Source organism: Cohnella soli (assembly GCF_042655525.1).
Classification (GTDB): Bacteria; Bacillota; Bacilli; order Paenibacillales; family Paenibacillaceae; genus Cohnella; species Cohnella soli.
Map to the genome: position 1 here is coordinate 19,576 of NZ_JBHSMI010000023.1, position 24,207 is coordinate 43,782.

The 24,207-nt window shown below is 50.8% G+C and carries 26 protein-coding genes; 24 read left to right on the forward strand and 2 right to left on the reverse strand.

Annotation, left to right across the window (positions count from 1 at the left end; all coding sequences use genetic code 11):
- The first annotated feature begins 41 nt into the window (after positions 1-41).
- The 10 genes from ACFPOF_RS10820 to ACFPOF_RS10865 all read left to right on the forward strand — a co-directional run bounded on the left by ACFPOF_RS10820 (position 42) and on the right by ACFPOF_RS10865 (position 6,017).
- Positions 42-482 carry an SRPBCC family protein gene (locus ACFPOF_RS10820; RefSeq protein WP_378132383.1) on the forward strand — a complete coding sequence of 147 codons (441 nt, stop codon included), beginning with the start codon at positions 42-44 and terminating at the stop codon, positions 480-482.
- On the forward strand, positions 475-945 hold the full coding sequence (locus tag ACFPOF_RS10825) for an EVE domain-containing protein (protein ID WP_378132385.1): 471 nt from the start codon (positions 475-477) through the stop codon (positions 943-945). Before ACFPOF_RS10820 ends, ACFPOF_RS10825 begins: the two co-directional genes overlap by 8 nt.
- A complete protein-coding gene (locus ACFPOF_RS10830; RefSeq protein WP_378132387.1) occupies positions 929-1,372 on the forward strand; it encodes a MarR family winged helix-turn-helix transcriptional regulator in 444 nt (147 codons plus the stop codon). Before ACFPOF_RS10825 ends, ACFPOF_RS10830 begins: the two co-directional genes overlap by 17 nt.
- Positions 1,373-1,522: 150 nt before the next feature.
- Complete coding sequence (locus tag ACFPOF_RS10835) at positions 1,523-2,398, forward strand: AraC family transcriptional regulator (RefSeq protein ID WP_378132389.1); 876 nt, start codon at positions 1,523-1,525, stop codon at positions 2,396-2,398.
- 166 nt (positions 2,399-2,564) lie between these two features.
- Entirely contained in the window at positions 2,565-3,071 is a 507-nt protein-coding gene (locus tag ACFPOF_RS10840; RefSeq protein ID WP_378132391.1) for a MerR family transcriptional regulator, read from the forward strand.
- Positions 3,068-3,517: an SRPBCC family protein gene (locus tag ACFPOF_RS10845; RefSeq protein ID WP_378132393.1), complete on the forward strand. Its 450-nt coding sequence runs from the start codon at positions 3,068-3,070 to the stop codon at positions 3,515-3,517. Before ACFPOF_RS10840 ends, ACFPOF_RS10845 begins: the two co-directional genes overlap by 4 nt.
- Entirely contained in the window at positions 3,514-3,951 is a 438-nt protein-coding gene (locus ACFPOF_RS10850; RefSeq protein WP_378132395.1) for an SRPBCC family protein, read from the forward strand. The genes ACFPOF_RS10845 and ACFPOF_RS10850 overlap by 4 nt, the downstream gene beginning before the upstream one ends.
- A 163-nt stretch (positions 3,952-4,114) precedes the next feature.
- A complete protein-coding gene (locus tag ACFPOF_RS10855; RefSeq protein ID WP_378132397.1) occupies positions 4,115-4,666 on the forward strand; it encodes a histidine phosphatase family protein in 552 nt (183 codons plus the stop codon).
- Between the two features lie 125 nt (positions 4,667-4,791).
- Positions 4,792-5,049: a hypothetical protein gene (locus tag ACFPOF_RS10860; RefSeq protein ID WP_378132399.1), complete on the forward strand. Its 258-nt coding sequence runs from the start codon at positions 4,792-4,794 to the stop codon at positions 5,047-5,049.
- A gap of 68 nt (positions 5,050-5,117) precedes the next feature.
- Positions 5,118-6,017, forward strand: coding sequence for a pentapeptide repeat-containing protein (locus ACFPOF_RS10865; RefSeq protein ID WP_378133122.1), 900 nt, complete (start codon positions 5,118-5,120; stop codon positions 6,015-6,017).
- 63 nt (positions 6,018-6,080) lie between these two features.
- On the opposite strand, the gene ACFPOF_RS10870 is transcribed toward ACFPOF_RS10865, so the two are convergent.
- Positions 6,081-6,530: a LysM peptidoglycan-binding domain-containing protein gene (locus ACFPOF_RS10870; protein ID WP_378132401.1), complete on the reverse strand. Its 450-nt coding sequence runs from the start codon at positions 6,528-6,530 to the stop codon at positions 6,081-6,083.
- Between the two features lie 140 nt (positions 6,531-6,670).
- Between ACFPOF_RS10870 and ACFPOF_RS10875 the strand changes: the two genes are divergently transcribed.
- Both ACFPOF_RS10875 and ACFPOF_RS10880 read left to right on the forward strand, forming a co-directional pair.
- A complete protein-coding gene (locus tag ACFPOF_RS10875; RefSeq protein ID WP_378132403.1) occupies positions 6,671-7,375 on the forward strand; it encodes an RCC1 domain-containing protein in 705 nt (234 codons plus the stop codon).
- Positions 7,312-7,878, forward strand: coding sequence for an RCC1 domain-containing protein (locus ACFPOF_RS10880; protein WP_378132405.1), 567 nt, complete (start codon positions 7,312-7,314; stop codon positions 7,876-7,878). The genes ACFPOF_RS10875 and ACFPOF_RS10880 overlap by 64 nt, the downstream gene beginning before the upstream one ends.
- Before the next feature lie 17 nt (positions 7,879-7,895).
- On the opposite strand, the gene ACFPOF_RS10885 is transcribed toward ACFPOF_RS10880, so the two are convergent.
- The gene (locus ACFPOF_RS10885) at positions 7,896-8,714 is read right to left on the reverse strand and encodes a GNAT family N-acetyltransferase (RefSeq protein WP_378132407.1); all 819 of its coding nucleotides are present in this window, start codon (positions 8,712-8,714) and stop codon (positions 7,896-7,898) included.
- A gap of 323 nt (positions 8,715-9,037) precedes the next feature.
- Here ACFPOF_RS10885 and ACFPOF_RS10890 point away from each other — a divergent pair, with 323 nt between their 5' ends.
- From ACFPOF_RS10890 to ACFPOF_RS10945, 12 genes are all read left to right on the forward strand, one after another.
- A complete protein-coding gene (locus ACFPOF_RS10890; RefSeq protein WP_465251466.1) occupies positions 9,038-9,895 on the forward strand; it encodes a collagen-like protein in 858 nt (285 codons plus the stop codon).
- 266 nt (positions 9,896-10,161) lie between these two features.
- Entirely contained in the window at positions 10,162-12,291 is a 2,130-nt protein-coding gene (locus ACFPOF_RS10895; RefSeq protein WP_378132411.1) for a hypothetical protein, read from the forward strand.
- A gap of 243 nt (positions 12,292-12,534) precedes the next feature.
- Positions 12,535-13,764: an ROK family transcriptional regulator gene (locus ACFPOF_RS10900; RefSeq protein ID WP_378132413.1), complete on the forward strand. Its 1,230-nt coding sequence runs from the start codon at positions 12,535-12,537 to the stop codon at positions 13,762-13,764.
- An 88-nt stretch (positions 13,765-13,852) separates the two neighbouring features.
- A complete protein-coding gene (locus tag ACFPOF_RS10905; RefSeq protein ID WP_378132415.1) occupies positions 13,853-15,157 on the forward strand; it encodes a beta-galactosidase in 1,305 nt (434 codons plus the stop codon).
- Positions 15,158-15,175: 18 nt separating this feature from the next.
- Positions 15,176-16,543 (forward strand): ABC transporter substrate-binding protein, encoded by a 1,368-nt coding sequence (locus ACFPOF_RS10910; RefSeq protein ID WP_378132417.1) that lies wholly within the window; start codon positions 15,176-15,178, stop codon positions 16,541-16,543.
- Positions 16,544-16,572: 29 nt separating this feature from the next.
- A complete protein-coding gene (locus ACFPOF_RS10915) occupies positions 16,573-17,472 on the forward strand; it encodes a carbohydrate ABC transporter permease (RefSeq protein WP_378132419.1) in 900 nt (299 codons plus the stop codon).
- A 132-nt stretch (positions 17,473-17,604) separates the two neighbouring features.
- Complete coding sequence (locus ACFPOF_RS10920) at positions 17,605-18,552, forward strand: hypothetical protein (protein ID WP_378132421.1); 948 nt, start codon at positions 17,605-17,607, stop codon at positions 18,550-18,552.
- A gap of 48 nt (positions 18,553-18,600) precedes the next feature.
- Entirely contained in the window at positions 18,601-19,446 is an 846-nt protein-coding gene (locus tag ACFPOF_RS10925; RefSeq protein ID WP_378132425.1) for a carbohydrate ABC transporter permease, read from the forward strand.
- On the forward strand, positions 19,443-20,774 hold the full coding sequence (locus ACFPOF_RS10930; protein ID WP_378132427.1) for a beta-galactosidase: 1,332 nt from the start codon (positions 19,443-19,445) through the stop codon (positions 20,772-20,774). The genes ACFPOF_RS10925 and ACFPOF_RS10930 overlap by 4 nt, the downstream gene beginning before the upstream one ends.
- A 42-nt stretch (positions 20,775-20,816) precedes the next feature.
- Positions 20,817-21,518, forward strand: a complete 702-nt coding sequence (locus tag ACFPOF_RS10935; RefSeq protein ID WP_378132429.1) for a 3-keto-alpha-glucoside-1,2-lyase-like domain-containing protein — start codon at positions 20,817-20,819, stop codon at positions 21,516-21,518.
- Between the two features lie 302 nt (positions 21,519-21,820).
- Complete coding sequence (gene tnpB / locus ACFPOF_RS10940; protein ID WP_378132431.1) at positions 21,821-22,930, forward strand: IS200/IS605 family element RNA-guided endonuclease TnpB; 1,110 nt, start codon at positions 21,821-21,823, stop codon at positions 22,928-22,930.
- A gap of 214 nt (positions 22,931-23,144) precedes the next feature.
- Complete coding sequence (locus ACFPOF_RS10945; RefSeq protein WP_378132433.1) at positions 23,145-23,513, forward strand: VOC family protein; 369 nt, start codon at positions 23,145-23,147, stop codon at positions 23,511-23,513.
- The last annotated feature ends 694 nt before the right edge of the window (positions 23,514-24,207 follow it).

The window sequence follows — 24,207 nt, forward strand, 5'->3', positions numbered from 1 at the left end:
CATATTATATGAATAGATACTATATGAGGAGCTGATTAATCATGTGGCAATTCGAGCATACGATTACGACCAAAGCGAAGGCAGTGACGATCTGGGAACTATACAGCGATATTACGACTTGGGTTACATGGGACAAAGGGATCGCGGGCGCTTCGCTGGATGGGCTATTTGCCCAGGGGACGAGGGGTTTCCTGCAGCCGGAAGGCCAACAACCGCTTCCTTTTAAACTGACAGAGGTCAATCCCTTGCAAGGCTTTTCGGATCTGACCGATATCCCGGATGCAGGCATTCAGGTTCAATTTAAGCACCTTCTGGCAGAAGCGAACGGAGAGACGCGGGTTACTCATCAAGTCAAGATCACAGGTCCGAATGCAGCTCAGTTGGGACCTAAATTCGGGGCGCATATGGAGACTGGGATTCCTAAATCGATGGCCAATTTGGTCGCAGTTGCACTGGAAAAGGAGCGTGAACAAAGTGAGTGAATCCGTAGAGAAATCCCGACGTTACTGGGTTGGCGTCGTCTCCGCTTCTCATGTTTCTTTGGGCGTGGCAGGTGGGTTCGCCCAGCTTTGCCATGGGAAGGCGACACCGCTCAAGCGGATGCAGCCCGGTGATTGGCTGATCTATTACTCGCCGCGTACGGACATGGTTCAGGGAGAACCGCTGCAAGCATTCACTGCGATCGGGCAGGTTGCGGATGACAAGGTTTATGAATACCGGATGTCCGATTCTTTCGTACCTTTCCGTCGCAACATTTGCTACACTGACTGTAAGGAAACGAAGATCGGCTCTCTGTTGGAGCAGCTTAGCTTTACGCGAGGCGTTAAAAATTGGGGATATCGATTCCGGCTCGGACACTTTGAAATATCGGAGCAAGACTTTCGGATTATCGCAGATGCGATGTTGAACAGCGCGGAGGGAAAGGCACATGAGTTCGGAGTTTAATACAGCAGAAGAAAGCCCGGGCTTTACGCTATGGCAGGTAACAAACTTATGGCAAAAGTCCATTCGGCAGGCTTTGGAGCCCTTTGGCATGACGCATCCGCAATTTGTGCTGCTTTTTTCCTGCAAGTGGCTTAATGATAAGAATAACCATGCGGGGATTACGCAAGTACAACTGGCCCAGCATGCCCAGATGGACGTTAACGTCACCTCTCAGGTGCTTAGGACGCTGGAGAAAAAGGGCTATATCAGGCGCAGCCCTCACCCGACGGACTCCCGGGCGAACGTGATTTCGGTCACAGAGTCCGGGGATGAGATTGCTACGCAAACCGTCATAGCGGTAGAGAGGGAGGATCGCGCTTTCTTCTCCAGTCTCGGAGAGGAGTTAGGGGAACTGACCCGTCTGCTGCAACAATTGATGCGGCGTTAATCGCTAACTTGCCGTTACTTATAGGCGCGGAGAACCGTGCAATTAAGTAACTGCAAGTTTTTTTGCTTAACCCTGCAGAATTGTGCATCCATTGTCGGGAAGAAATTTTTCGCTCCTGTTAAGTTTATTGATGAGGGGAGGCTACAGGGAATGGATACGCTGGGCAGATTCAACGAAGCGCTAAACTACATGGAGGAAAACCTGACGAGCACTGTGGACTACAAGGAGGTGGCGAGGATTGCTTGCTGTTCGGAGTACCATTTTACACGGATGTTCGCTTTGCTCGCCGGGGTCACCTTGTCGGAATATATCCGTCGTCGTCGGTTGACTCTGGCGGGTTTAGAACTGAATGTCAGCGACAGCAAAGTCATCGATGTTGCCTTGAAGTACGGATATGCTTCTCCGGATGCATTCGCCAGAGCGTTCCAGAACCTTCATGGCATCACGCCATCTGAAGCCCGGAGCCATGACCGATCGCTTAAAGCTTACCCTCGGATGACCTTTCAGTTGACCATTAGAGGAGGAAGCGAAATGAATTATCGTATGGAAGACAAACCGGCTTTTCGTATTGTGGGGACTCGTAAACGGGTGCCGCTCATCTTTCACGGAGTGAATCCGGACATTCAGGCGATGTATGAAAGGTTGACGCCCGAATGGATTCAGACCGTCAAAGGTTTATCGAATGTCCAACCTTCGGGCCTGATTAGCGCATCTACGAACTTCAGCGAGAATCGAATGGACGGGGGAGGAGAACTGGATTACTATATCGGGGCGGCTACGACGAAGGATGCCCCCGGTCATATGGTGCAGTTGGAGGTGCCGGCCTCTGTATGGGCTGTATTCACGGTTGTCGGTCCTTTTCCGAGTACTCTTCAGGAGGCATGGGGACGGATCTATGCGGAATGGCTCCCATCCATGGAGTATGAAGTAAGCGAAGGTCCGGAAATCGTCTGGAATGAGAGCACGGAAGTGGAGTCTCCGCAGTTTAAGAGCGAAATCTGGATTCCCGTGAAGAAAAGAGGCTAAGGAAGTGAACAGGGGCTGCCGCGAGGCAGCCTTTTCGACTATCGCGGTGTAGAAGCTCTCTCGGTCATTTTCAATGACTTAAAAATTTTGCTTGAACCTTACGTAACGTAATGTTTTACAATAGAGTTACCGGCAAATCGCTAGCGCCTAGGAGTGGAGATGGTTCATGAAGAGACATTGGAAGGTGGGAGATCTCGCCAAGCTGACAGGGCTTACGGTACGCACATTACGGTTCTATGATCAAATCGGATTGTTCTCGCCGTCGGGACAGACGGAATCCGGCCACAGGTTATATAACGAGGAGGACATCAAACGTCTGCATCAAATCTTGTCTCTTAAGGAACTCGGGTTATCTCTCGAGGAAATTAAGTCGGCCATAATTGGTGGGAAGATCAGTCCGCTGGAGATCGTTAACCTGCAAATCAACCAGATCAACGAACAGATCCAACGACAGCAGAAGCTACTAGATCAGCTCCGACATGTGTCCAAGCGTATGCAAGGGCAAGCAGAATTAAAGGTCGAGGATTTCACAAGCCTGCTGCAAGCCATGAAGACAGAGTATGAGAAGCCGATCCTTGAGCGGCAAGCGAGTTGGCACCGGCATTTGAATATGTTGGGAAGTTTCCTGTTCGACAAGAGCGGAATTCCGCCAAATAAGGAGGAAAAACAATGAGTGAAAGATTCGTTAAACATGGTACCTTCGTCGTCGAGCGCACGTATGCGGCTTCCCCTGAGAAGGTATATCAAGCGTGGTCGGACCCGTTAACCAAAGCCGAATGGTTCTCGAAGGCAGACGGCTTCGATTTCCGCGTTGGCGGGCGCGAGTACAGCAGCGGCGGACCTCCTGGAGGACCGATTTTTAAGTTCGACGCCGTCTATCAGGAGATCTTACCGGAGCAGCGCATCGTTTATTCGTACACGCTCGACTCGGGCGACGTGCGTATGTCCGTCTCGGTTACAACCGTCGAGCTGATTCAGGTAGAGGGCGGTACGAAGCTGATTTTCACGGAGCAAGGTGCCTTCTTCGATGGACATGATACGATGGAAATGCGGGAGCATGGCACCGGCATTATGTTGGATTCGTTGGGTAAGCTCGTAGAAGGAAAGACGGGCGCATGATTGCCGGCGAAAATGAACTGATTTCCACGCGTGAGTACGATGTTCCACAGGAACTCGTGTTTCGGGCGTGGACAAGCCCAGACTTGTTAGCACAATGGTGGGGACCGAAAGGTTTTACGAATACGTTCCTCGAGTGCGATATGAGACCCGGGGGCGAGTGGCGGTTCACCATGCATGGGCCGGACGGAACGGATTATCCTAACCGCTGCGCATTTGTTGAGATTGTGCCGTCGGAGCGGGTCGTGATCGATCATCTTCTCGGTCATGAATTTCGGGTAACGGCAACTTTCGAGAGTCTCGATGGCGGTCGCTGCAAGGTGATCTTCCGTCAACGTTTCAAGGAAAAAGAAGAGTTCGAGAAAGTGAAGATTTACTGCATAGAAGGCAACGAACAGAATCTCGACAGGCTCGGCCAGTTGCTGGCGACTTTGTAAGTCGACTCGGCAATCGTAGCCGTTCGCGTTCATTCAATGATGGATATCACGTCATTGGGTGAACGGCGAGCGGCTTTTTTGCGTAGTGGATACAATTGCCATAATATTGATAGGGTAAGAAGAAAATTAGGTCATATGATGCCTTGAAGGAGAAGCTTAGTTCATGAAAATAGGTTTGGTCCGACACTTTAAAGTGAAACAGGCTTACCCGTTCGGGAGAAGCTTAAGCGCGTGCGAGGTCGATCAGTGGTTTCGAGATTATGACGAGGCGGATATAGAAGAAGGGAGTACCGATCTCGGTGGAATCGAGTGGGACTGCTGTTACGCAAGCGATCTGCCGAGAGCGATTCGCACCGCAGAGAAAATACACGTAGGCCCGATTTATCAGATGGCGGAGCTGAGGGAGATTCCGGCCCCGACATTCGAAACAAAGTTCAAGCTTTCCTTCGTATGGTGGGCATTGCTAATCCGGATGTCGTGGCTAATCAACCGCCAAACCCGCCAAGACATTCGACATGCCAAAGCGCGCATCAACAAAGTATTGGATCAGGCAATCGCACAAAAAGAAGGCAACGTGCTGATCGTCAGCCACGCGGCACTGATGAAGTTCCTTCGCAAGGAATTACTGAATCGAGGATTCAAAGGGCCTGGTTTTGGACATGCGAAGAATGGAATGTTGTATGTTTTTGAGATGAGGAAAGGGCGGGACCTTTGAAAGAGAGCATTTAGTGTAAGAAGCATTACGCGCTGTCGAATGGGGTGCTACTCAAGGAAGCCATAGCGAAAGCCCTTTGGCTTGTGTGATATAATAATGATAATTATTTGGACGGAGGTGACGGGATGCGCTGGAAAGAAGTTCAAGATCGGTTTCCTGAGGAATGGGTGGTTTTGGAGGCCAAGAAAGCCCGTTCGGAAGGAGGAAAACGGTATATTGAAGATGTCATTGTCATCGACTCTTTCGCGGATTCTACATCAGCGCTTCACCGTTACAGCGAATTGCACAGAGAAGATCCAGGGCGCGAATATTGCTTTTTTCATACGTCTCGCCCGGAACTGATTGCCAGGGAGCGTTATGTTGGCGTTCGGGGGCCGAGATGATTCAAAGTCGTCCATTTGATGGCACCCGATCGGTGCCTTTTATTTTGCCCTTAAAGGAAGTGCACATCGTGTCAAATCACCCCAAATTACGCGACCCGAATCGTGATCATCTTCGCACGGATTGCGAGAAATGCTTCGGGTTGTGCTGTGTAGGCTTATTTTTCTCAGCTTCGGAAGGTTTCCCCGTCGACAAAGTGGCGGGTCAGCCATGTCCAAACCTGCAACCGGATTTTCGCTGCAGTGTTCACGCTAGCCTGAATAAACAAGGTCTTAAAGGGTGTATCGCGTTTGACTGCTTTGGCGCGGGGCAGAAGGTTTCACAAGTCAGCTTCGGCGGACAAGATTGGATGAAAACTCCTGAATCCACCGAGCAGATGTTCAAAGTGTTCATCATGATGATGCAGCTCCATGAATTACTATGGTATTTGACTGAAGCGCTCACTATAGAAACAACTCGACCGATCCACGGTGAACTCCGTTCCATGCTTGATGAGACAGAACGGCTTACAGCCCTCAGCCCTGGCTCGCTTCTGGAATTGAACGTGGCCGAACACCGGGTTGCTGTGAATACGCTACTCCTACAAACGAGTGAACTAGTGCGTTCCGATGCTCGACGAGGGCAGGTGAAACGTCCGGAACAAGAAGGTCGATCAAGGCCACGGATGACCCTTGGCCGAGGAGCCGACCTTATTGGCGCCGACCTCAGAAAAATGGACCTTAGAGGAGCCAACTTGAGGGGGGCATACCTTATTGCTGCCGATCTTAGAGGAACAGACTTGAGTGGGACTGATTTCATCGGAGCGGATTTGCGAGATGCTGATCTCAGAGGTGCTGATCTCTCCATGAGCATCTTTCTTACGCAGGCTCAACTTAACGCAGCCAAAGGAGATGTTCGCACCAAGTTGCCGCCATTGCTTACACGTCCGGTACATTGGGTTCGGCCTGCCGATTCCGGCGAACCGAAATAATCTAATCGCCGTATTGCAAGGAAGCCCCGCTTCGACGCCGGCGCGTCGAGCGAGGCCATGCTGTTATTGCTGCTGCCCCGCTTGCGCCATCGGTTGGCCTTGGGGCATTGATGCCGACATCTCGGTATACGTTTTCTGGCAGACCATGTTGGAAATGCGGGGAATGTATACGACTTCCCCCGATTTCAAATGGTGCGGGTTGGAGAGGTGCGGGTTCGCTTCCTCCAGAATGGGATGAGGGATGTTGTACTTATGGCATATCGCGATTAACGTATCGCCGTGTACGACTTGGTGCTGCGCGTACAGCATGTCGTCCGATTTGCCGTCCCTGAAGAAGGGGAAGCCAAACGGTGAAAAGAAGAAAAACGGGAACAGAAAACGATTCGGAAAGAACGGATGAGGGAAAGGCCGGAAAAATGGGCGGCCGAAGCCTCCTCCGAACCCGCCTCCGAACCCGCCTCCTCCGAACCCGCCTCCTCCGAACCCGCCTCCGGGGAAAAATCCGCGATCCATGAGCATGCCTCCAATTTCGAAATAGTCATTTGACTATATAACCTATCGAATCGGCGGCGATTTGGTTACAAAAACATTTTGATTTTTTTATGAGCCGGCATTTTGAGAAAGCACGAAAAATACGAACCAGGGTGATTAATGTGCACAAGATACCTAAAACAATCATTGCAGCAACCACAATTATTATCACAGCTTTGATTAGCGGTTGCGGCCAGCAACCAAATTCGCAGAATCAAAATCTCAATACGAAATCAACCCAAGAAAGCGACATAGCATTTATTGAAGCGGGTGGCTATCATTCAGTTGCTTTGAAAAAGGACGGCACTGTTTGGGCCTGGGGCCGGAATCTTTCAGGTCAGCTTGGTGATGGGCTTACGGTGGACAGATATGAACCCAGTAAAATTGACGGACTAGAGCATATTATTGCATTAAGCGGCAAAGCAGATCATACGTTAGCTGTTACTGAAAGTGGACAAGTCTGGGCTTGGGGATACAATCCAGATGGACAGATTGACGCTGGAGATGAAGTTCACTCTACTCCCGTACTCATTCAGGGGCTGAATAATATTGTTAGTGTGAGCGCTGGCGGGTCTTTCTCGCTTGCGCTTGATAAGCAGGGGGATGTGTGGTCCTGGGGAGCCAATATATATGGTCAATTAGGCAATGGTAATAACGAGGATAACCCGTTGCCGCAGAAAGTCACATCCATTCATGATGTTGTTCAAATAGAGGCAGGCGGTGACTTTGCACTTGCATTGACCAAAGACGGGGTCGTATGGGCATGGGGAAGGAATACTTTAGCCAACTTGGGAATGGAAACGATAAAAGCGAAAGTATGCCTATAAAAGTGCCAGACCTAAAGTTTGTTACAAAAGTTAGTGCTGGCGACAATCACTCTATTGCTTTGTCAGAGGACGGCTCTGTATGGTCTTGGGGGTATAATTCCAATGGCCAACTGGGAGATGGGACTGCAAACGTATACGCCGAGGATGGCTCTCTCCAAACGAATCAGAATAAAGGCAAGCCTGTGGAACTAAAAAGATTAAAAGAGATTCAAGCCATTGAGGGCGGATTCAAGCATTCAATCGCGCTCGCGAAAGACGGAAGTGTGTGGGTGTGGGGGTGGAATGAGTACGGTCAGCTAGGAGACGGTACCAATAAAGATCGGTTAATACCGTTTAAATTAGAGGGGGTTTCGGATATTCATGCATTAAACACCGGATATTATCATACGTTCGTTATTGGAAATAACGCACTTGTTTATGGTTGGGGAGACAATACGTACGGACAAGTAGGAACGAGTGCTGACCAGCTGATTATTGCTGAACCCATTCATATTAAGCTTTAAAATTGAGGATCCTCAGATTATTGGCTAAGCGGCGCCCATACTGCCCGCGTCCAGGCGATACGCATGCCGACCCGTTCCATATTGTGTTGGCTAGAGCTTCCGAAGCTTGCTTGAGCGACTGCAAGCTCGCAGTTAGCCTTGTATGCTTCGTGCATACGCCAAGACAACAGCGCAGTCTGCAATCCTTTTCGCCTGAATTCAGGGGCTGTCGCAGCCAAAGTAAAAGACGCGATATTGTTGCCGATGTGCATCACAGCCACAGCGGCAGGCATGTCGTCGCAGAGTGCGAGGAACATTTTCCAGCCCGGGCGATTGAGCAGTCCTATATTGTTGTTCACAAAATGGTGTTTATGCACGATGTCCATGCCAGATCCGACACAGTGTATGCCTGCATAGAGGTCAAAATCCGCTTCGTTATCAATGAGGCGGATTTGAACGTTTGAGGGAAGCTGAGGCGGCTCGCTGCTCGGTAGACCGTAAAGTACGGAATGAAAGCCGGTCTGGCACAATCCATTCACAGCCAATTGTTTCAACGTCTCCGAATGAACCCCAATCGGGTTAATATCCAACTGAAAGGCTCGGTCTCGCTCGCGATAGAAGGCGATCATCTCTTCTAATTTGTCCGAGTCGTCCTGCGAAAAACCTTTTACCGAGTTGAATAGCCCCCATGGCATTGTTCGGATATAGAAGGCAGTCGCGCTTCCGAACTTCCTCACCTCAACGCCTTCCGGATTGCCGTCGCGCTCGCCGATGGAGCTGATTCTCGAGATAAAATAATCGGTTTCGGACTGCACGATACGCGCGGCTAACTCTTCGTTTATCACCGGCAGTTTCATGAGCGTTCTTCCTCCCACCTATTCCTCTGAAGTTTATATTAGCACTGCATTCCAATAAAAGGCTCAATTTTTTAGCCCATTGCGTCTCCTGCGGTAAATAGCATCTATCGAAGCGGCGATAGCCTTGCGAATATACGCGCTTCGGGCAGCCGATGGCGGCTTAGGAGTTTGAAGGTAAAACTTGATTTTTCGTATAATTCTCCCCTAGCATAAACCCATCTTTCTAAAAATAGTTTATAGTCTAGCTGGTAGCAGGCTATTAGTCCACGCCTAAAAAAATTGAGCCACGTACACTGAACCATCTTTATAGGGAGGTGTCGTTGTTGAGTTGTCCAGATATAAAAAAACGGTGTAAAAAGAAAACCAAAATTGTGTGCCATCCAAAAAGAAAAACAAAGAAACGTTGTTTTCGAGTAATTAGAAAGATAATTTGTAAAAAGTGTCCCCCGCTTAAAGGACGGCAATTACTTCGAGGACTTGCGGGAGCAATTGCAGAAGTTGGGCCTCAAGGAGTCGCAGGAGCGCTTGGTCCCCAAGGAATTGCAGGACTTGTAGGAGCAATTGGCGCACTTGGGCCTCAAGGAATCGCAGGAGCACTTGGACCCCAAGGAGCAGCGGGGATTGTAGAAGCGATTGGCGCACTTGGACCCCAAGGAATCGCAGGAGCACTTGGACCTCAAGGAATTGCAGGTCTTGCAGGAGCAATTGGCGCAGCTGGACTGGCGGGACCAGCAGGACCAGCGGGACCGGCAGGCGGAGTATTAGGCTTCGCAGATTTTTTTGCCTTGATGCCTCCCAATAACGCAGCAACTGTTGCTCCCAACACGGACGTAAGCTTTCCGCAAGATGGTCCAATAAGTGGGACTGCAATTACCCGAATAAATGCGAGCACATTTAACTTGGCGGCAATTGGCACCTATCAGGTTTTGTTTCAGGTAAATGTAAACGAGGCGGGTCAACTGATGCTAACACTAAATGGCGCTGATTTGGCCTATACGGTAGTCGGACGTGCAACCGGAACTTCTCAAATAGTAGGAATGGCACTTGTTCAAACAACGGTCATTAATTCAGTACTCACAGTCCGAAACCCTGCCGGTAATTCCACGGCACTTACGATCACTCCATTAGCTGGAGGAACAAGGCCAGATTCCGCACACCTTGTTATTATGCAGATCGCATAGAGAGGGAATCGAGGAACAGTAGCAAAATAAAGGTAGGGCTGCCAAGAGGCGGCTCTCCTTGTTTTTATCGGATATGTTCGAGTTGCTACACAACATATCGCGGGTGCTGCAAAAAAACGCAACGGCAATGGTTTGAATGATCGATGATCGATCATATTGACAAATCGCCGCCTCGCCCCCTATTATATATTTAAGTTAAATAAATAAGTCGAAATCATCATGCAACAAGCAAAACTTGTAGTTAAAAACATTGGGGGGTTATATTCATGCGCAAAATGAAATCGCTTCCGCTCCTCGCCTTATCGTTGTTGCTGTTGGTTGGCTCTATCTCTCCGGCCTATGCGTATTCTCCGGCCATTCAACCGTTTCCGATCGGGGTTTTCTGGCCGCCGGCTCCTGTGGACACAACGAATGCCCGCTATCAGGAGATCAAAGATATGAACGCCAATTTGATTGTGGGCGGTAACGGCGTGAATGTTGCCTCCATCAATGATGTCGCGCTTACCCTTGCAGCGAATAATGGTCTAAAAATGCTGGTCGACGAATACAAGCTGGCTTGGCGTGACCAGGAAGTGTCGCAGACGACGAACGGCTTCGGACTGAATGTCAGCAACACTGCTGCTCTTGGCCAGACGTTCACGACGCCTTCCGGCACGGATTGGGCGCTGAATACGGTGCAGATGTATATCGATAAGAACAATTGGCCCTCGGGTGTCACCCTTACGCTCAAAGTGTACAATAGTCCAGCCAAAACGACTTTGATCTCTTCCGATTCCATCACAGGGCCAGTATCGACCTACTATCCCCAGTTTATCGTCGCAAAAGCGCTGCAATCGAATACATCCTATTACATGGAGCTGACGAGCAATAGTCCGACAAGCGTAGGTTGGGTCGTGACAAGCTCAGCGGATGCTTACGGGGGAGGTCAAGCGTATGTAAACGGGGCCGCCCAGAACATGGATTTCTGGTTTAAGCTGTTGTTCTCGCAACGGGCGTACAACGACGGAGGCCGACCGGCCGATGCCGACCTGGACGCGATTGCCGCACACTATAACGCTAACCCGGCGCTGCAAGGGTATCATGTATACGATGAACCTTCTGCACTGCAAATGACAAGGGTACAGGATACAATCCGTCGTTTGAAGACGGGGGATCCCAATCATATGTCCTTTGTGAACTTGCTTCCTACATACGCGTCGTTAAGCCAGTTAGGGGTCAATCAGTTCACCGGTGAATTCGTAAGCGCTTCTCAATCGCTGGGGCAGACATTCAAAACAAAGCCGGGGCAAACTTCTATTAACACTGTGCAATGGTGGATTGACCGGGGGACATGGGGGAGCGGCGAAAGCCTCACGCTTAAGCTGTGGAACTCCGCGGCGAAGACCAGCCTAATTGCGTCGCAAACGCTGTCGTCCACGCCAGCGAACAATTGGCCGCTGTTTACATTGAATGCGTCGGTTCAACCGAATACTACTTATTACATGGAGCTTACGCATAACGGCGGCGGCGACAATTCGATCGGTTGGGTCGTCCGGTCCAATAACGGAAGCAAGTGGATTAACGATGGGACCGGTTATGTGAATGGCAGCGCAATTGCTTCCGACTTCTGGTTTACTCTGAATCAGAACATCCAAGGCGGTACCTATGAGGATTATGTATATCGCTGGGCAAGCAAAGATCCGGATGTGCTGATATTCGACCATTATCCATTCTTGACGAATGGCGGAATGACGACGGACTACTACACGAACCTGGAAATCATCCGTCGGCAGGCGTTGGCCGCGAATATCGATTTCTGGCCGTACATTCAATCCGTCGGGTTCAACAATACGAACCGGGCTCCATCGCAAAGCGATCTTAGATATCAAATCTATACGAGCCTAGCTTACGGGGCTAAAGGGTACATTTACTTTACGTATTGGACGCCAGCTTCGAGCGGCGGCGAGTCGTTCAGTCAGGGGTTGATTCTCCCGAACGGTACGAAAAACACATCCTACACGTGGGCGTCTGCAATCAACGCCGAGGTATTGCAATTAGGGCCTGTGCTGATGTCCCTTACTTCTCAAGCGGTATATCATACCGGATCGGCATTGCCGGCTTCGACGACGGCGTTGCCGGGAACGTTCTTCTGGAAGCCCGACGATGCAAGCGCGCCGCTCATTATCAGCTATTTCACGGATGGCTCCGGGCGTAAATACGTGATGGTTGTCAACCGGGATATCGGGAGCGCCCGGACAGTATCGTTCACACTATCTCCCAAGCCGGCATCGGTCAAGGAAATTTCCAAGTCGAACGGCACGGAAATCAACACGAACTACAATGCCGCCACAGGCGCGATTTCGGCAACCTTCGCGGCCGGAGAAGGCAAACTGTTTGCGCTGCCGGTCGGTTACTAGGGCGTGTCTGAATACCCCGAGGGCAGTAGATTTTGCCGAATTTTCGTTCCATGCAAGGCGCGTTTGTGAAGGCGTACCGGAGGTACGTCAAGCAAACGGAACGAAGCAGGGGGCGAAAAGGCGGTGAAAGATGCCCCTGAGCGGGTTTTCAGACACGCCCTAAGCAAGACGCGGTGGAATTCACGGAACATATGTGATATATACTAATTAATTCCATCACTTTTGGCGAAAGCAGGCATGACTATGAGCAGTAAAGGCAATAAAGGGATTAACCATAAGCAGATCAAGGTTACGAATCAGACGCTCATCATCAACGAGGTGCGCAAGAGCGACGGGTTATCCCGTTCCGACCTGGCAAGGGCATTAAGGTTAAGCGCCCCTAGTATATCCACTAACATTGATGAGTTGATTTCCCGGGAGATTATTCTCGAGAAAGGCATTGGCTCTGCAGCCTTTGGAAGAAAGCCGATCCATATCGAGTTCAATAACGAATATGGCTATGTCGTGGCCGTTGATATGAGCGGGGGCGCCTTTCGTATAGCGCTGTCGGATTTGAGCGGTACCAACATACTGGAATACGGGCTGATCTCGGACGTCGTTCAGATTACATCCGAAGTTATCGAGCGGACGATGAACACGATCGCAGAGATGTTGGCCAGAAGAAAGATTCCGCCGCACAAGCTTCTGTGTATTTGTATCGGGTCGCCGGGATTCATCGAACCAAGCACGGGCTCCGTCGTCTATGCGCCAAGAATCGTGGGCTTTACCGGCACTTCGCTTAGGGATACGTTCGCGGAGCGGTTTAATACTCTCGTTCTGATCAAGAACGATATGAACTGTGCCGCGGTCGGCGAGCACCTGTTCGGAACGGGGCAACACTACTATAGCTTCATCAACATATTAATCGATGTAGGGATCGGGTCGGGGCTTATTTTGAATGAAAAGCTCTATGAGGGTGCTCGCGGCTCCGCAGGGGAAATCGGTCTTTGGGTGAACGATACGCAAGAAGCGGTACGTCAAAATAAAGTGACGTTAAACAACATGCTCGATTATCAAGTGTCGGTGTTCGGATTGATTTGCCAAGTGAGAGAGGCGAAGCCCGATCTGTTCATCAGCTTGGGGCAGGGTGAAGTCAACCTGCATCTTGTACCGGAATATGCGCAGATCATGTTTAACGCTGCGAGAGCAGGAGACGAACAAGTCATCTCCATTATTAGGGAAGCGGCGATCCGGCTCGGCTGCGTGCTGAAGAATCTGTACGAGCTGCTTGATCTGGAGGCCATCATCATTGGCGGGCTTATTTTGGAGATCGAAGACATTTTCATGCCGCCCCTCGAGCAGTTTTTGAATGACAACGTATCGGGCAAAGTGAAGGTACTCACATCATCTCTTGGGGATAAAGGGGTCATCTACGGGGCGATCGGTCAAGGCATTAACCACGTACTGGTCGATATCATTAACCGCATTGCCTAGATGTGTAGGACGGTTGCGAAGGCCTTTGGGCCTTCCGCCTTCCAATTATTTAGTTAACTTACCGAAAAATATAAAAAGGCGGGAAAAAATGCGAACAAGGTTAAAACGGATGCTGGGGATCGCGCTAGCCACAGCATGTCTAGGCCAGTCTGCAGCGTGTACAACGGATAAGCCGCTGGAAGAACCGCAATATTCGGCAGACAAGAAATTGACGATCGGAGCATGGGTCGCTCCTCCGCCGGATTTCATCAACGAGCAGACGTACAAGGATGTTGCGGATTCGGGCATTAACCTGATTTATGCGCTGTACGAGGATGCAGATCTGAACGCATTGAAAGCGCTTCAATTGGCGGAGAAAAACGGCATTCAATATCTGGTCCGCAGCAGAGCTGCGAGCAGCGTTCCCGAAGACGAACTGGATTTGCTGGACGGCATGTTCGATGACTATAAAAACAGCCCCGCTTTCGGCGGCGTGCTGGTCTCGGATGAGCCAGGCGCTTTGAAGTTCAAGAAGTTGGGGGCGCTTCACGAGAAGTTTAAGCAGTTGCTGCCCGGCAAGCACTTCTATGTGAATCTGTTTCCGACGTATTCAAGCCTGGATCAGCGGGATGGGCGCACATACAAGGAGTATGTCGACGAATACATCCAGACGGTTAAACCCGATTTTGTCTCGTTTGATCACTATCCGCTGATGCAGGGCGTGGACGGTCCTTATACGAAAGAAGACCATCTGCTCAATCTGGATATCGTATCGAACGCAAGCAAGAAAGCCGGTCTGCCGTTCTGGGCGTTCATTCAGTCCATCGGTTTCTCGACTGCCGGTACCCAGAACCGAGACCCGGACGAGAAGGATATCCGCTGGCAGGCGTACAACGCGCTTGCGTTCGGGGCCAAAGGCATTCAGTACTTTACCTACTGGACGCCTTCCAGCGATGGAGCGGCCAGATTCTCCAAAGCGATGGTAGATGCCGACGGCACGAAGACACCGCTGTACGACGCCGTGAAGAACGTGAATGAAGAGATTCTGAGCTTCGACCAAATTTACTTGAATTATGACAATGTCGGAGTAATGACATTCCCTGTAGACAACGCCCCGGCGAATCTGTATACGGAGAATCGGTTGGCGGAGTTCGAGACGATCAAGGAAGTCGCCAGCGAACAACCCGTCGTCATCGGCTGCTTCCAGGACAAGAACGGGAATCAGGCGCTTGTGCTGGTGAATTACACCGATCCGGCCGCTAACCAGACGAACAAGGTAAGCATCAAGCTGGACGGGATCAAAGGTGTTAGCCAGTACGACAAAGACGGCCATACGATCAGCAAAACCAGCGGCGGCAAATACGAGGTGACGCTGCAGCCGGGAGAAGGCAAGTTCATAATGCTGCTCAAATAAACGAAGAGGTGAACTGACATGATGAAAAGAAATGCAACGGTGTCGATCGCATTAGCAACGATCCTGGGCCTGACGGCTTGTCAAAGCGGCAATTCCGAACCGAAGGGAACGGGAGAAAGCGCTCCGACCGCATCCGGGAAAGTACAGGAAACCACATTAAAAGTGTCCTACTTCAAGGGAGGCTTCGGAGAGGAATGGATCAAACAGTCGGCGGCGGCGTTCGAGAAGGCGCATCCCGGCGTCACCGTCCAGCTTGAAGGCGATCCGGGCATTACGGAGAAGATGGGACCGCGGCTCGAATCCGGAGCCAACTTGCCGGACGTGGCATTTGTTCTGCGAACCGGCTGGCAAAGATGGGCGATTAAAGGCTACCTCGCCGACCTCTCGGACATCTACGCTGCGGAAATCGACAACGGTAAAACGCTGAAAGACAAATTGCAGCCAGGCATCGCCGATTACGGCCAAATTCAGAGCAAGTACTGGGTTGTCCCTTGGACGGACGGAGCAACCGGTCTCGTCTACAATGCGCAAATGTTCGAAGACAATGGCTGGAGCGTTCCGACGACAACGAAGGAATTGGAAGATTTGCTGCCCAAGATCAAGGAAAAGGGAATCGCTCCTTTCGCCTGGGGCGGTAAAGTGATGAGCTACTGGGATTTCCCTGTCGTAGGCTGGTGGGCGCAATATGAGGGCACAGAAGGTATGGAAACTTACAAGAAGATGGAGAGCCCTGATGTCTACGGAGAGCAAGGAAGATTGAAGGCGCTGGAGGAGTTCGAGAAACTGATCATGGACGAATCCAACTCGATTCAGGGGGCTGCCGCCATGGATCACATTCAATCTCAAATGGCGTTCTTGCAAGGTAAAGCGGCGATCATTCCGAACGGCGGCTGGATTGAGACGGAAATGAAAAACTCGGCTCCCGCAGGCTTCCGCATGAAAATGATGCAACTGCCCGCCATTGAAGGGGCCAAAGACGCCAAAGTGAACAACACGATGGGCGGCGACTTCGCGATTGTGCCGGCAAAGGCGAAAAACGCGGAACTAGGCAAGGAGTTTCTGAAGTTTATTTCCACGGACGAGATGCTGAAGCTGTTTACGGAAAAGACGGGATCCGTCAGACCGTTCGTATACGACGCGGGATCGGTTCCCGGCTTGAGCGAGTTTTCCAAGAGCGTCATCGACATCTGGCAGAACAGTAAAAACCTGTACCTCTATTCCGAAAATCCAATCTACTACAGCAAATTTTACGATTGGCCGCTTGCCGGAGCGCCTTACATGATGATCTATCAAGGCGACGAGACGGCGAAGTCGGCATTCGAGGGCAACTGGTCGTACGCGAAGGAAAACTGGGACTCGGTGAAAGCGGACTTGGGCATCAAGTGATTAGCCATTCTCCAAATGAGGGATAGCAGATGAGTGTAACTACAAAAAGGCGCTGGTTTATTTTCCTGATGCTTGTCGTTCCGGTGTCCCACTTGCTTGTGTTTTTTGTCTACATCAACATCAACACGATCATCATGTGTTTTCAGAAGCTGAATTTCTTCGAGAACAAAGCCGAGTTTGCCGGCCTCCACAACTTCGAGGAAATTATTCGGAACTTGAAGCGTGACCCGCTTCTCGGCAAGGCGGTCATCAATTCGCTGTTGTTCATTCCCGTAACGAATGGGATCCTGCTGCCTTTATCGATCGTGTCGGCTTACATTTTGTACAAAAAGGTATTTTTGCACAAGGTGTATCGGGCGGTTTTCTTCTTCCCGTCCATTCTGTCGATCGTCGTGATGACGATGGTGTTCTCGTTCATGTTCGACAGCACCTTCGGGGTATTTAACGATTTGCTTAAAGCGGTTGGCCTGAGCGAATGGCAGCGAACCTGGTTCGGGGATTCGCATACGGCAATGCCGATGGTGTTCGTCTACTGCATCTGGACAGGTATCGGCTTTAACGTCATTTTGCTCAGTGGGGCGATCAGCAGGTTGCCGGGCGAGGTGATCGAATACGGTCAGCTTGAAGGGATCAGCATGGCGAAAGAGCTGTGGCAGGTCGTCATCCCGATGATCTGGCCTACGATCACAACCGTGTTCGTGCTGGGATCAACGTCTGCGTTTACGATATTCCTGCAGCCGCAATTGCTGACAGGCGGGGGGCCTAACGGAAGCTCCTATACGATTGCCTTGTATGTATTGGAGCAGGTGAAATCCTCTCAATATGAGTATGCCGCGGCTGTTGGCGTATTTTTCTCCGCAATCGGCATCGCTGTTGTGATGGCGTTCAAGACGATTATGGAGAAGCTCGGTCCTACGGTGGAATATTGAAGCCTCTCGGACGGGGCCGCTGTGAAGGAGGTGGGCTTGGGCAGACGAAGCTTTGTGAGCGGTTAAGATCAGGTCGAACAATCAAATGCATGTGGCAAGGGCATAACCAATCATTCATAAGGGAGCATTGTCATGAAAAAGACGAAATTATTCTCGGTTTGCATCAGCTTGGCACTGGTTTTCACCCTGTTCGCAGGCATTAGTCCAGTAGGGGCGGCAGCGGGCGACAAAGCGTTAATGACCGATTTCAGCGGTTCTGTCAAAACGACAGATTGGCGCATATCTTCCAAACCCGATGGTACGGTTTATGTGAAAGACGGCAAGCTCAACTTCGATGGCGCGCAGGATAATTCCTTCTTCGGTCCGCAAGGCACCTATGGCGATTTCGCCTTGGCATTCGATATCGTCGGATATGAAGGCAATTCTTCTTGGCTTGGATTATCGTTCGGGTTGCCGAACCCGGACTCGTTCTTCGCCGAACCGGAGCCGTACCTGCTCCTGTTCACTAACGACAGTGTCATGCTGCTGAAGAACAAAGTGGCGGATACGGTTGCTTGGGACGATCCCGCCCAAAGATGGATTCCGGCGGATCATGCATTAGCGACGAATGAAGAGCCGTTAAACGTAAAAGTTGTGCTCAAGGAAGGCAAGTTGAAAGTGTACTACAAGCTCCAGTCCGAGGCGGCTTCCGTGCTGGATACGCCTCGTGCCGTATTCAGCAATTTGCCGGACATTGCGGGGTATATCAATTTGACGACTTCCGGCAACGACAAAGTTCAGGGCTATTTCTCCCTGGATAACGTGAAAGTGTTCAACGATCCAGATGCCGATACTTCGGTTGCCATCTCCGCTCCGGCGAAGGATAAGCCGTCCGACGGGAAAGACAAACCTTCGACAGTGCCTGCCGCTAAGAAGTTCATCATCGTTGGCGCAACTGGCTACAAAGTAGATCCGGCCACGGGGAACATCTGGAAAGGCAATACGTATATTCCGGCCGACAAGGCAAACCTGGCGAAGCTGCCGCGCGAAGTGCTGCAAGCGGCACGCGCTGCCAAAGCGGCGAATAAGGCTAAGAAGTAAGCTGTCTAACAGGATTGAGCAGCGATTATGAGGCAAGGTGTGATATTTGTGAAAAAAACAAAACTCCAAAAACTCGTCCTATTTCTATTTTTCATCTTATTCATGCTGTATGCGCTGACCCTGGTCTTCCCTTTTCTCTGGACGATGTACAACTCTCTTAAGGATAACAGGGAGTTCTTCTCCGCAGGCGGAGTGTGGTCGCTGCCTCATAATTGGCTGCTCGTCAATTACGTGAACGTATGGAAGGAATATAACATCCCGGTATATTTCGTTAACAGCATCAAGATCACCGTGATCGGGACCGCTCTGACGGTCATCATGTCGGCGGTTACTGCGTATGTCGTCGCGAAGTACGATTTTCGCTTGCGCAAAGCGATATATGGAATGGCGCTGACGGTCATGCTGTTTCCGGCGATCGGATCGATATCCGCTCTATACAAGTTCATGAGCGACACGGGTCTCTACAATACGCACGTCGGAATCATTATTTTGTATTCCAGCGGTTTCGGACTTAACTTCCTTGTTTTGTACTCTTTCTTCCAGGGAATCTCGTGGAGTTACGCGGAGGCCGCGTTCGTGGACGGGGCCAGCGACTGGCAAGTGTTTCGCAAAGTGATGCTCCCGCAAGCCAGACCGGCATTAGGGGCAGTGTCCATCATTTCGGGAATCGGTATTTGGAACGACTATTTCACGCCTTGGATGTTTCTTGCGGATAAGGATAAGTTCACTTTGGCGCTCGGACTCCGACAAATCGTGCTGGAGCAGTCCTATGCCGCCGACTGGCCTAAGCTATTCGCTGCGATGATTATCGTCACCGTTCCCGTTCTGATTGTCTATTCCTTCTTCCAAAACACGCTTATCGAGAACACGGTATCGGGGGGGTTGAAAGGGTGATCGGCAAGTCAACTTTCAAAATTCTCGTCTCATTATTGGCTGTTCTTCTTATCCCAACAGCTGCGGCTGCTGCATCAAAGGTGAATACGATGAATAACGCAAGTTTTGCTCCGCTAGGTAAAGATATTATGCCGATCGGAGCATGGGTAGCCCCGCCTCCGAAAGGAGTTTTCGGGCAAAACAATCCGAATTACATTACGAATGCAAGTTACAAGTTGGCGAAGGACGTTGGCCTCAATATGGTTTATGGCCTTTATGAGAGGATCGAAATGGATCCCAAACAGGTCATGAAAGCATTGGATGCGGCGCAAGCCAACGGATTGAAGTATATGGTGACCGATTCGGCGATTCAGGCGGGAGCGGACGATCCGGATCTGATGAAGGATTCCATGCAGCAGTATATGAAACACCCTGCGTATATCGGCAATCTGGCGATCGACGAGCCGTCAGCTTCGTCTTTCGATGCGTTGGGGGCAAGCGCCAAGAATTTCAAAAAAATCGCGCCGGGCAGCTACTTTTACGTCAACTTGCTGCCGAGCTACGCGACGAAAAACCAACTTTTTGTCGACAAAAGCGATGAGACAGGCGGAAAGCCTTCGACGGCAGACTATCAGAAGTACGTTGACCAATTCGTGTCCAAGGTGAAGCCTTCTTTCCTGTCTTATGATTACTATCCGCTGGAGGGCAAGTTTCCGTCGTTAAAACCCGGATACTTCGAGAACATGTCCGTCGTCCGCAAGACGGCGGAGAAAAACCGGATCCCGTTCTGGGTATTCATCCAGACTTCCAGTTGGTCGAGCGGCGTTAGATTGCCGAAACCTTCCGAGACATTTTGGCAGGTAAACACCGCGCTGGCATACGGAGCGAAAGGGATACAATACTTTACTTTCTGGTGTCCGTTCGAGACTGGATTTACAGGGGGGCTGGTGAGCAGAACGGGCAAGAAGACGGCCACCTACAGCGATGTTCAGAAAATGAACAAACAAATCGCGGCGATTGACCAAATCTTAATGAATTCAGTGTCCAAAGGCGTGATCGTGTACAATGCCAGCCCGGTGCCCGTTCCTACTGCAGACCAATTGAAAGAGGATAAGCAGCTGTCGATGACCGGGACTACGCCGATTCTGGCAGGTGTATTTGATTACCAAGGCAAATCGGCCTATTACGTTGTGAATAATTCCGTCGATCAAGACGGGGCTGTTACCTTGCATTTCGGTAAGTCGGTGACGACGAATGTTTATCAGAATGCTCAGAAAACGAGGAAATCCGGCAACGAGCTTAACTTAAAGCTAGCAGCAGGCGAAGGGGCGCTGGTTGTAATCGATTAATAGCCTCCAAGGCTATCCCAATCTAAAAAACGAGGTGCGGACATGAAAAAGATGACAGCTTTGATCGTCCTGCTCATTGCGGCAATGACGATGGCATCGCAAGCTTTCGGAGCGACAAAGGCAGCGACCGCGTTCACTGAGGACTTTTCCTCCGGCAAATTTACCAAGTGGACCAACGGGCATCTCGATAATGACCCGAAAACGCCGGACGATAAGGAAACGATCGACGTCGCAACCATCGAGAAGGGTCAACTGCATATCAATAACAAAGAGACGGGAGGCAGCTTCTTCTATATCGCGCCTAAAGATGTGAAAGCCAAAAACTTTACAATCTCCATGAAGATGAAATCACTCGATTTCAAAGGATCGTGGGTAGGCTTCTCCATTCGCAAAGACGTGAACGATAGATACAACGGGAGCAACAACATTCTGAATACCTTCACGTTTAACGATAAAGGTATTACTTACCAAGCGTACAGAGGTTATCCCGGTGGCGCAGGCGTTGTCCAATTAAACAAAAAGGTGACCAAGGCAGCCGCCTTCACGACGAAAATCAAGGAATGGCATACGTATAAACTTGTCGTCAAAGACGACACGGTTACCGCCACGATTGACGATAAAGTGGTCGGCGTGCTGAAATATGACAATGCGAAAGTGCAAAATAAGGGCTTTATCAGCATTAATGCTTGCGTAGCGGACGTACTGATCGACGATGTGAAAATCACGATCGACGATAAGAAGTGAGGTTGTCCTGTGTTGCGCCAAACAACCATTGCCGGCTCCCGAGTCGACAATGGTTGTTTTCGTATTTACAGGCAGTCGCCTCTGAGTGGTAAAATAAATCAAAAGGTGTGTCATTCGGAAAGGGAAAGGCGGGTACGGATGAGCGTCAAATTAATATGGATTTTATCACACATGTCGAGAAGACTCCCTCTTAAACGAAGTAAGAGGGGAATGAATCGGCAGGTTTTTGTTTTGTATATATGCGAACATACGTGCTACAATGGAGGGGGTCTATCTTCTTAAGGAGAAGGTGAAAAGAACGCATGGTGTATCATAAAGCGTTTCGCTTCCGCCTCTACCCGACGGCTGCGCAGATCACCCTCATCCACAAGAAGTTCGGCTGTTCCCGGTTCGTGTTCAATTATTTCCTGACTCAATGGCACACGTCGTACAAGGGAACGGGAACAGGTTTGTCATATTACAAGTGTGCGGCAAGCATCCCGGCGCTTAAGCAAGATTTCAACTGGCTCAAGGAAGTCGACAGCATCGCGCTGCAATCTGCTGTCCGTCAACTGGCCGAAGCGTTCGACCGCTTCTTCCGCAAGCAAAATGAGGCTCCGCGCTTCAAGAGTCGTAAAAACCCGGTGCAATCTTACACCACGAGATACACAAACGACAATATTGCCATTCGAGACGCCGAGTTGAAGCTGCCGAAGCTGGGATGGGTGCGTTTCGCCAAATCGCGGGAGCTTGCAGGCCGCATCTTGTCGGCTACGGTCAGGCGTAGCGCGACGGGCAAATACTTCGTGTCTGTCGTCTGTGAGGTGGACATCGCGCCGTTACCTAAGCTGAACACCGCTGTCGGCATCGACTTCGGGTTGAAGAAATTTGCCGTGAGCAGCCGCGGAGAACAAACGGACAACCCCAGGCATCTGCGTAAGCAGGAGAAACGGCTGGCGCGCTGGCAGCGCATGCTTGCTCGTCGCAAGCCGGGAGGCGCAAACTGGCAACGCGCCAAACGGAAAGTGGCCGCGATTCATGAGAAAATCGCGAATAGCCGGCACGATTTCCTGCATCAACTGACTACCCGATGGATACGTGACAACCAAACGATCTGTCTGGAGGATCTGCAGGTATCGGACATGTTGCAGAGCGGAAATCTGGCCAAGGCGATATCGGAAGCGTCGTGGTCGATGTGCCGCGTGATGCTGATGTACAAAGCAAAGTGGTATGACCGCACGATTAGTGTGGTAGCTAAAGACTACCCATCGAGCCAATTGTGTTCCATCTGCAATCATCGCAACCCTGAGGTGAAGCGCTTGTCGCTACGGGAATGGGACTGCCCTGTATGCGGAACGCGCCATGATCGGGATCAGAACGCCAGTGCGAACATTGAGAGAGAAGGTTTAAGATTGGCGGGCATGACCGCCTGAACTGTTGGAACGGCAGGGATCGCTTGGTCAAGTTCGGACCGGTAGGTTCGAATACCCAAGAATCCCCTACCTCAGCGGCTTAGATGTAGGTGGTGGGAGTGTTCAACGATGTTGAATTGTTTGATCGGTTCGAATTGTCGGTAGACCGATGATTTTGCAGCCTGTCGTTCGTCTTAGGTTCTGAAGGGCAAATTTATCAAATGGAGGATGACACATGCTGCAACGTTTGTTTATTTGGGTGGAAATTCCCGTGTCGGACATGGCGCGGGCCAAGGTATTCTATGAGAGAGTACTGGGAGTCGAGATGCACGCGATGCCTGTCGGCGATTCGGAATACGCGTTCTTCCCGGTTCAGGAGCAGACGAACGGAGGCGCGTTGGTGAAAGGGCCGAACCATAAACCGTCTGCGGACGGTGTCACGGTATACCTTTACGGTGGTCCGGATCTTGGCGTGATTTTGTCGCGGGTTGCCGAAGCGGGCGGACAAGTCGTGATGCCGAAAACATTCGCTGGCGATCACGCGGGATATTTGGGCATGTTCATTGACAGCGAAGGCAATCGCATTGGTCTTCAGCATTTGTAGGCTGCAAGGCTAATAGGGGGAGGCTGGAATAGCCCGATTTTTTCGGGCTATTCCCCGCGAACCCGGCTGGCGGAGCAATGTAGCCCGATTTTTTCGGGCTAATGCTCGCAAGCCCGGCTGGCGGAGGCAGAGTAGCCCGGTTTTTCTGGGCTATTCCTCGCGAAACGGGCTGACGGAGCAGAGTAGCCCGATTTTTTCGGGCTATTGATCGCGAACCCGGCTGGCGGAGCACTGTAGCCCGAATTTTCCGGGCTATTGATCGCGAACCCGGCTGGCGTGGCAGAGTAGCCCGATTTTTTCGGGCTATTGATCGCGAACCCGGCTGGCGTGGCAGAGTAGCCCGATTTTTTTTCGGGTTATTGATCGCGAACCGGCTGGCGTGGCAGAGTAGCCCGAATTTTCCGGGCTATTGATCGCGAACCCAGCTGGCGTGGCAGAGTAGCCCGATTTTTCTGGCTACTCCTCGCGAACCCGACTAGCGGAGCAAAGTAGCTCGCTAGGAGGCGTCAAGCGCCACTGCAATTGCCTTCAACCTACCCGTATTGAAATTTTCACTTCCCTCGAGCAATAAACAATACCCCCCAACATAAGGCACGCATGGCGTTTGCCGTTCAATATTTGAAGAGTCCCCTGTTAATGGTTGCCGAGATCGCTTATTTGTTGCAATTCTCGGAGCCTAGCGTTTTTTTCGATT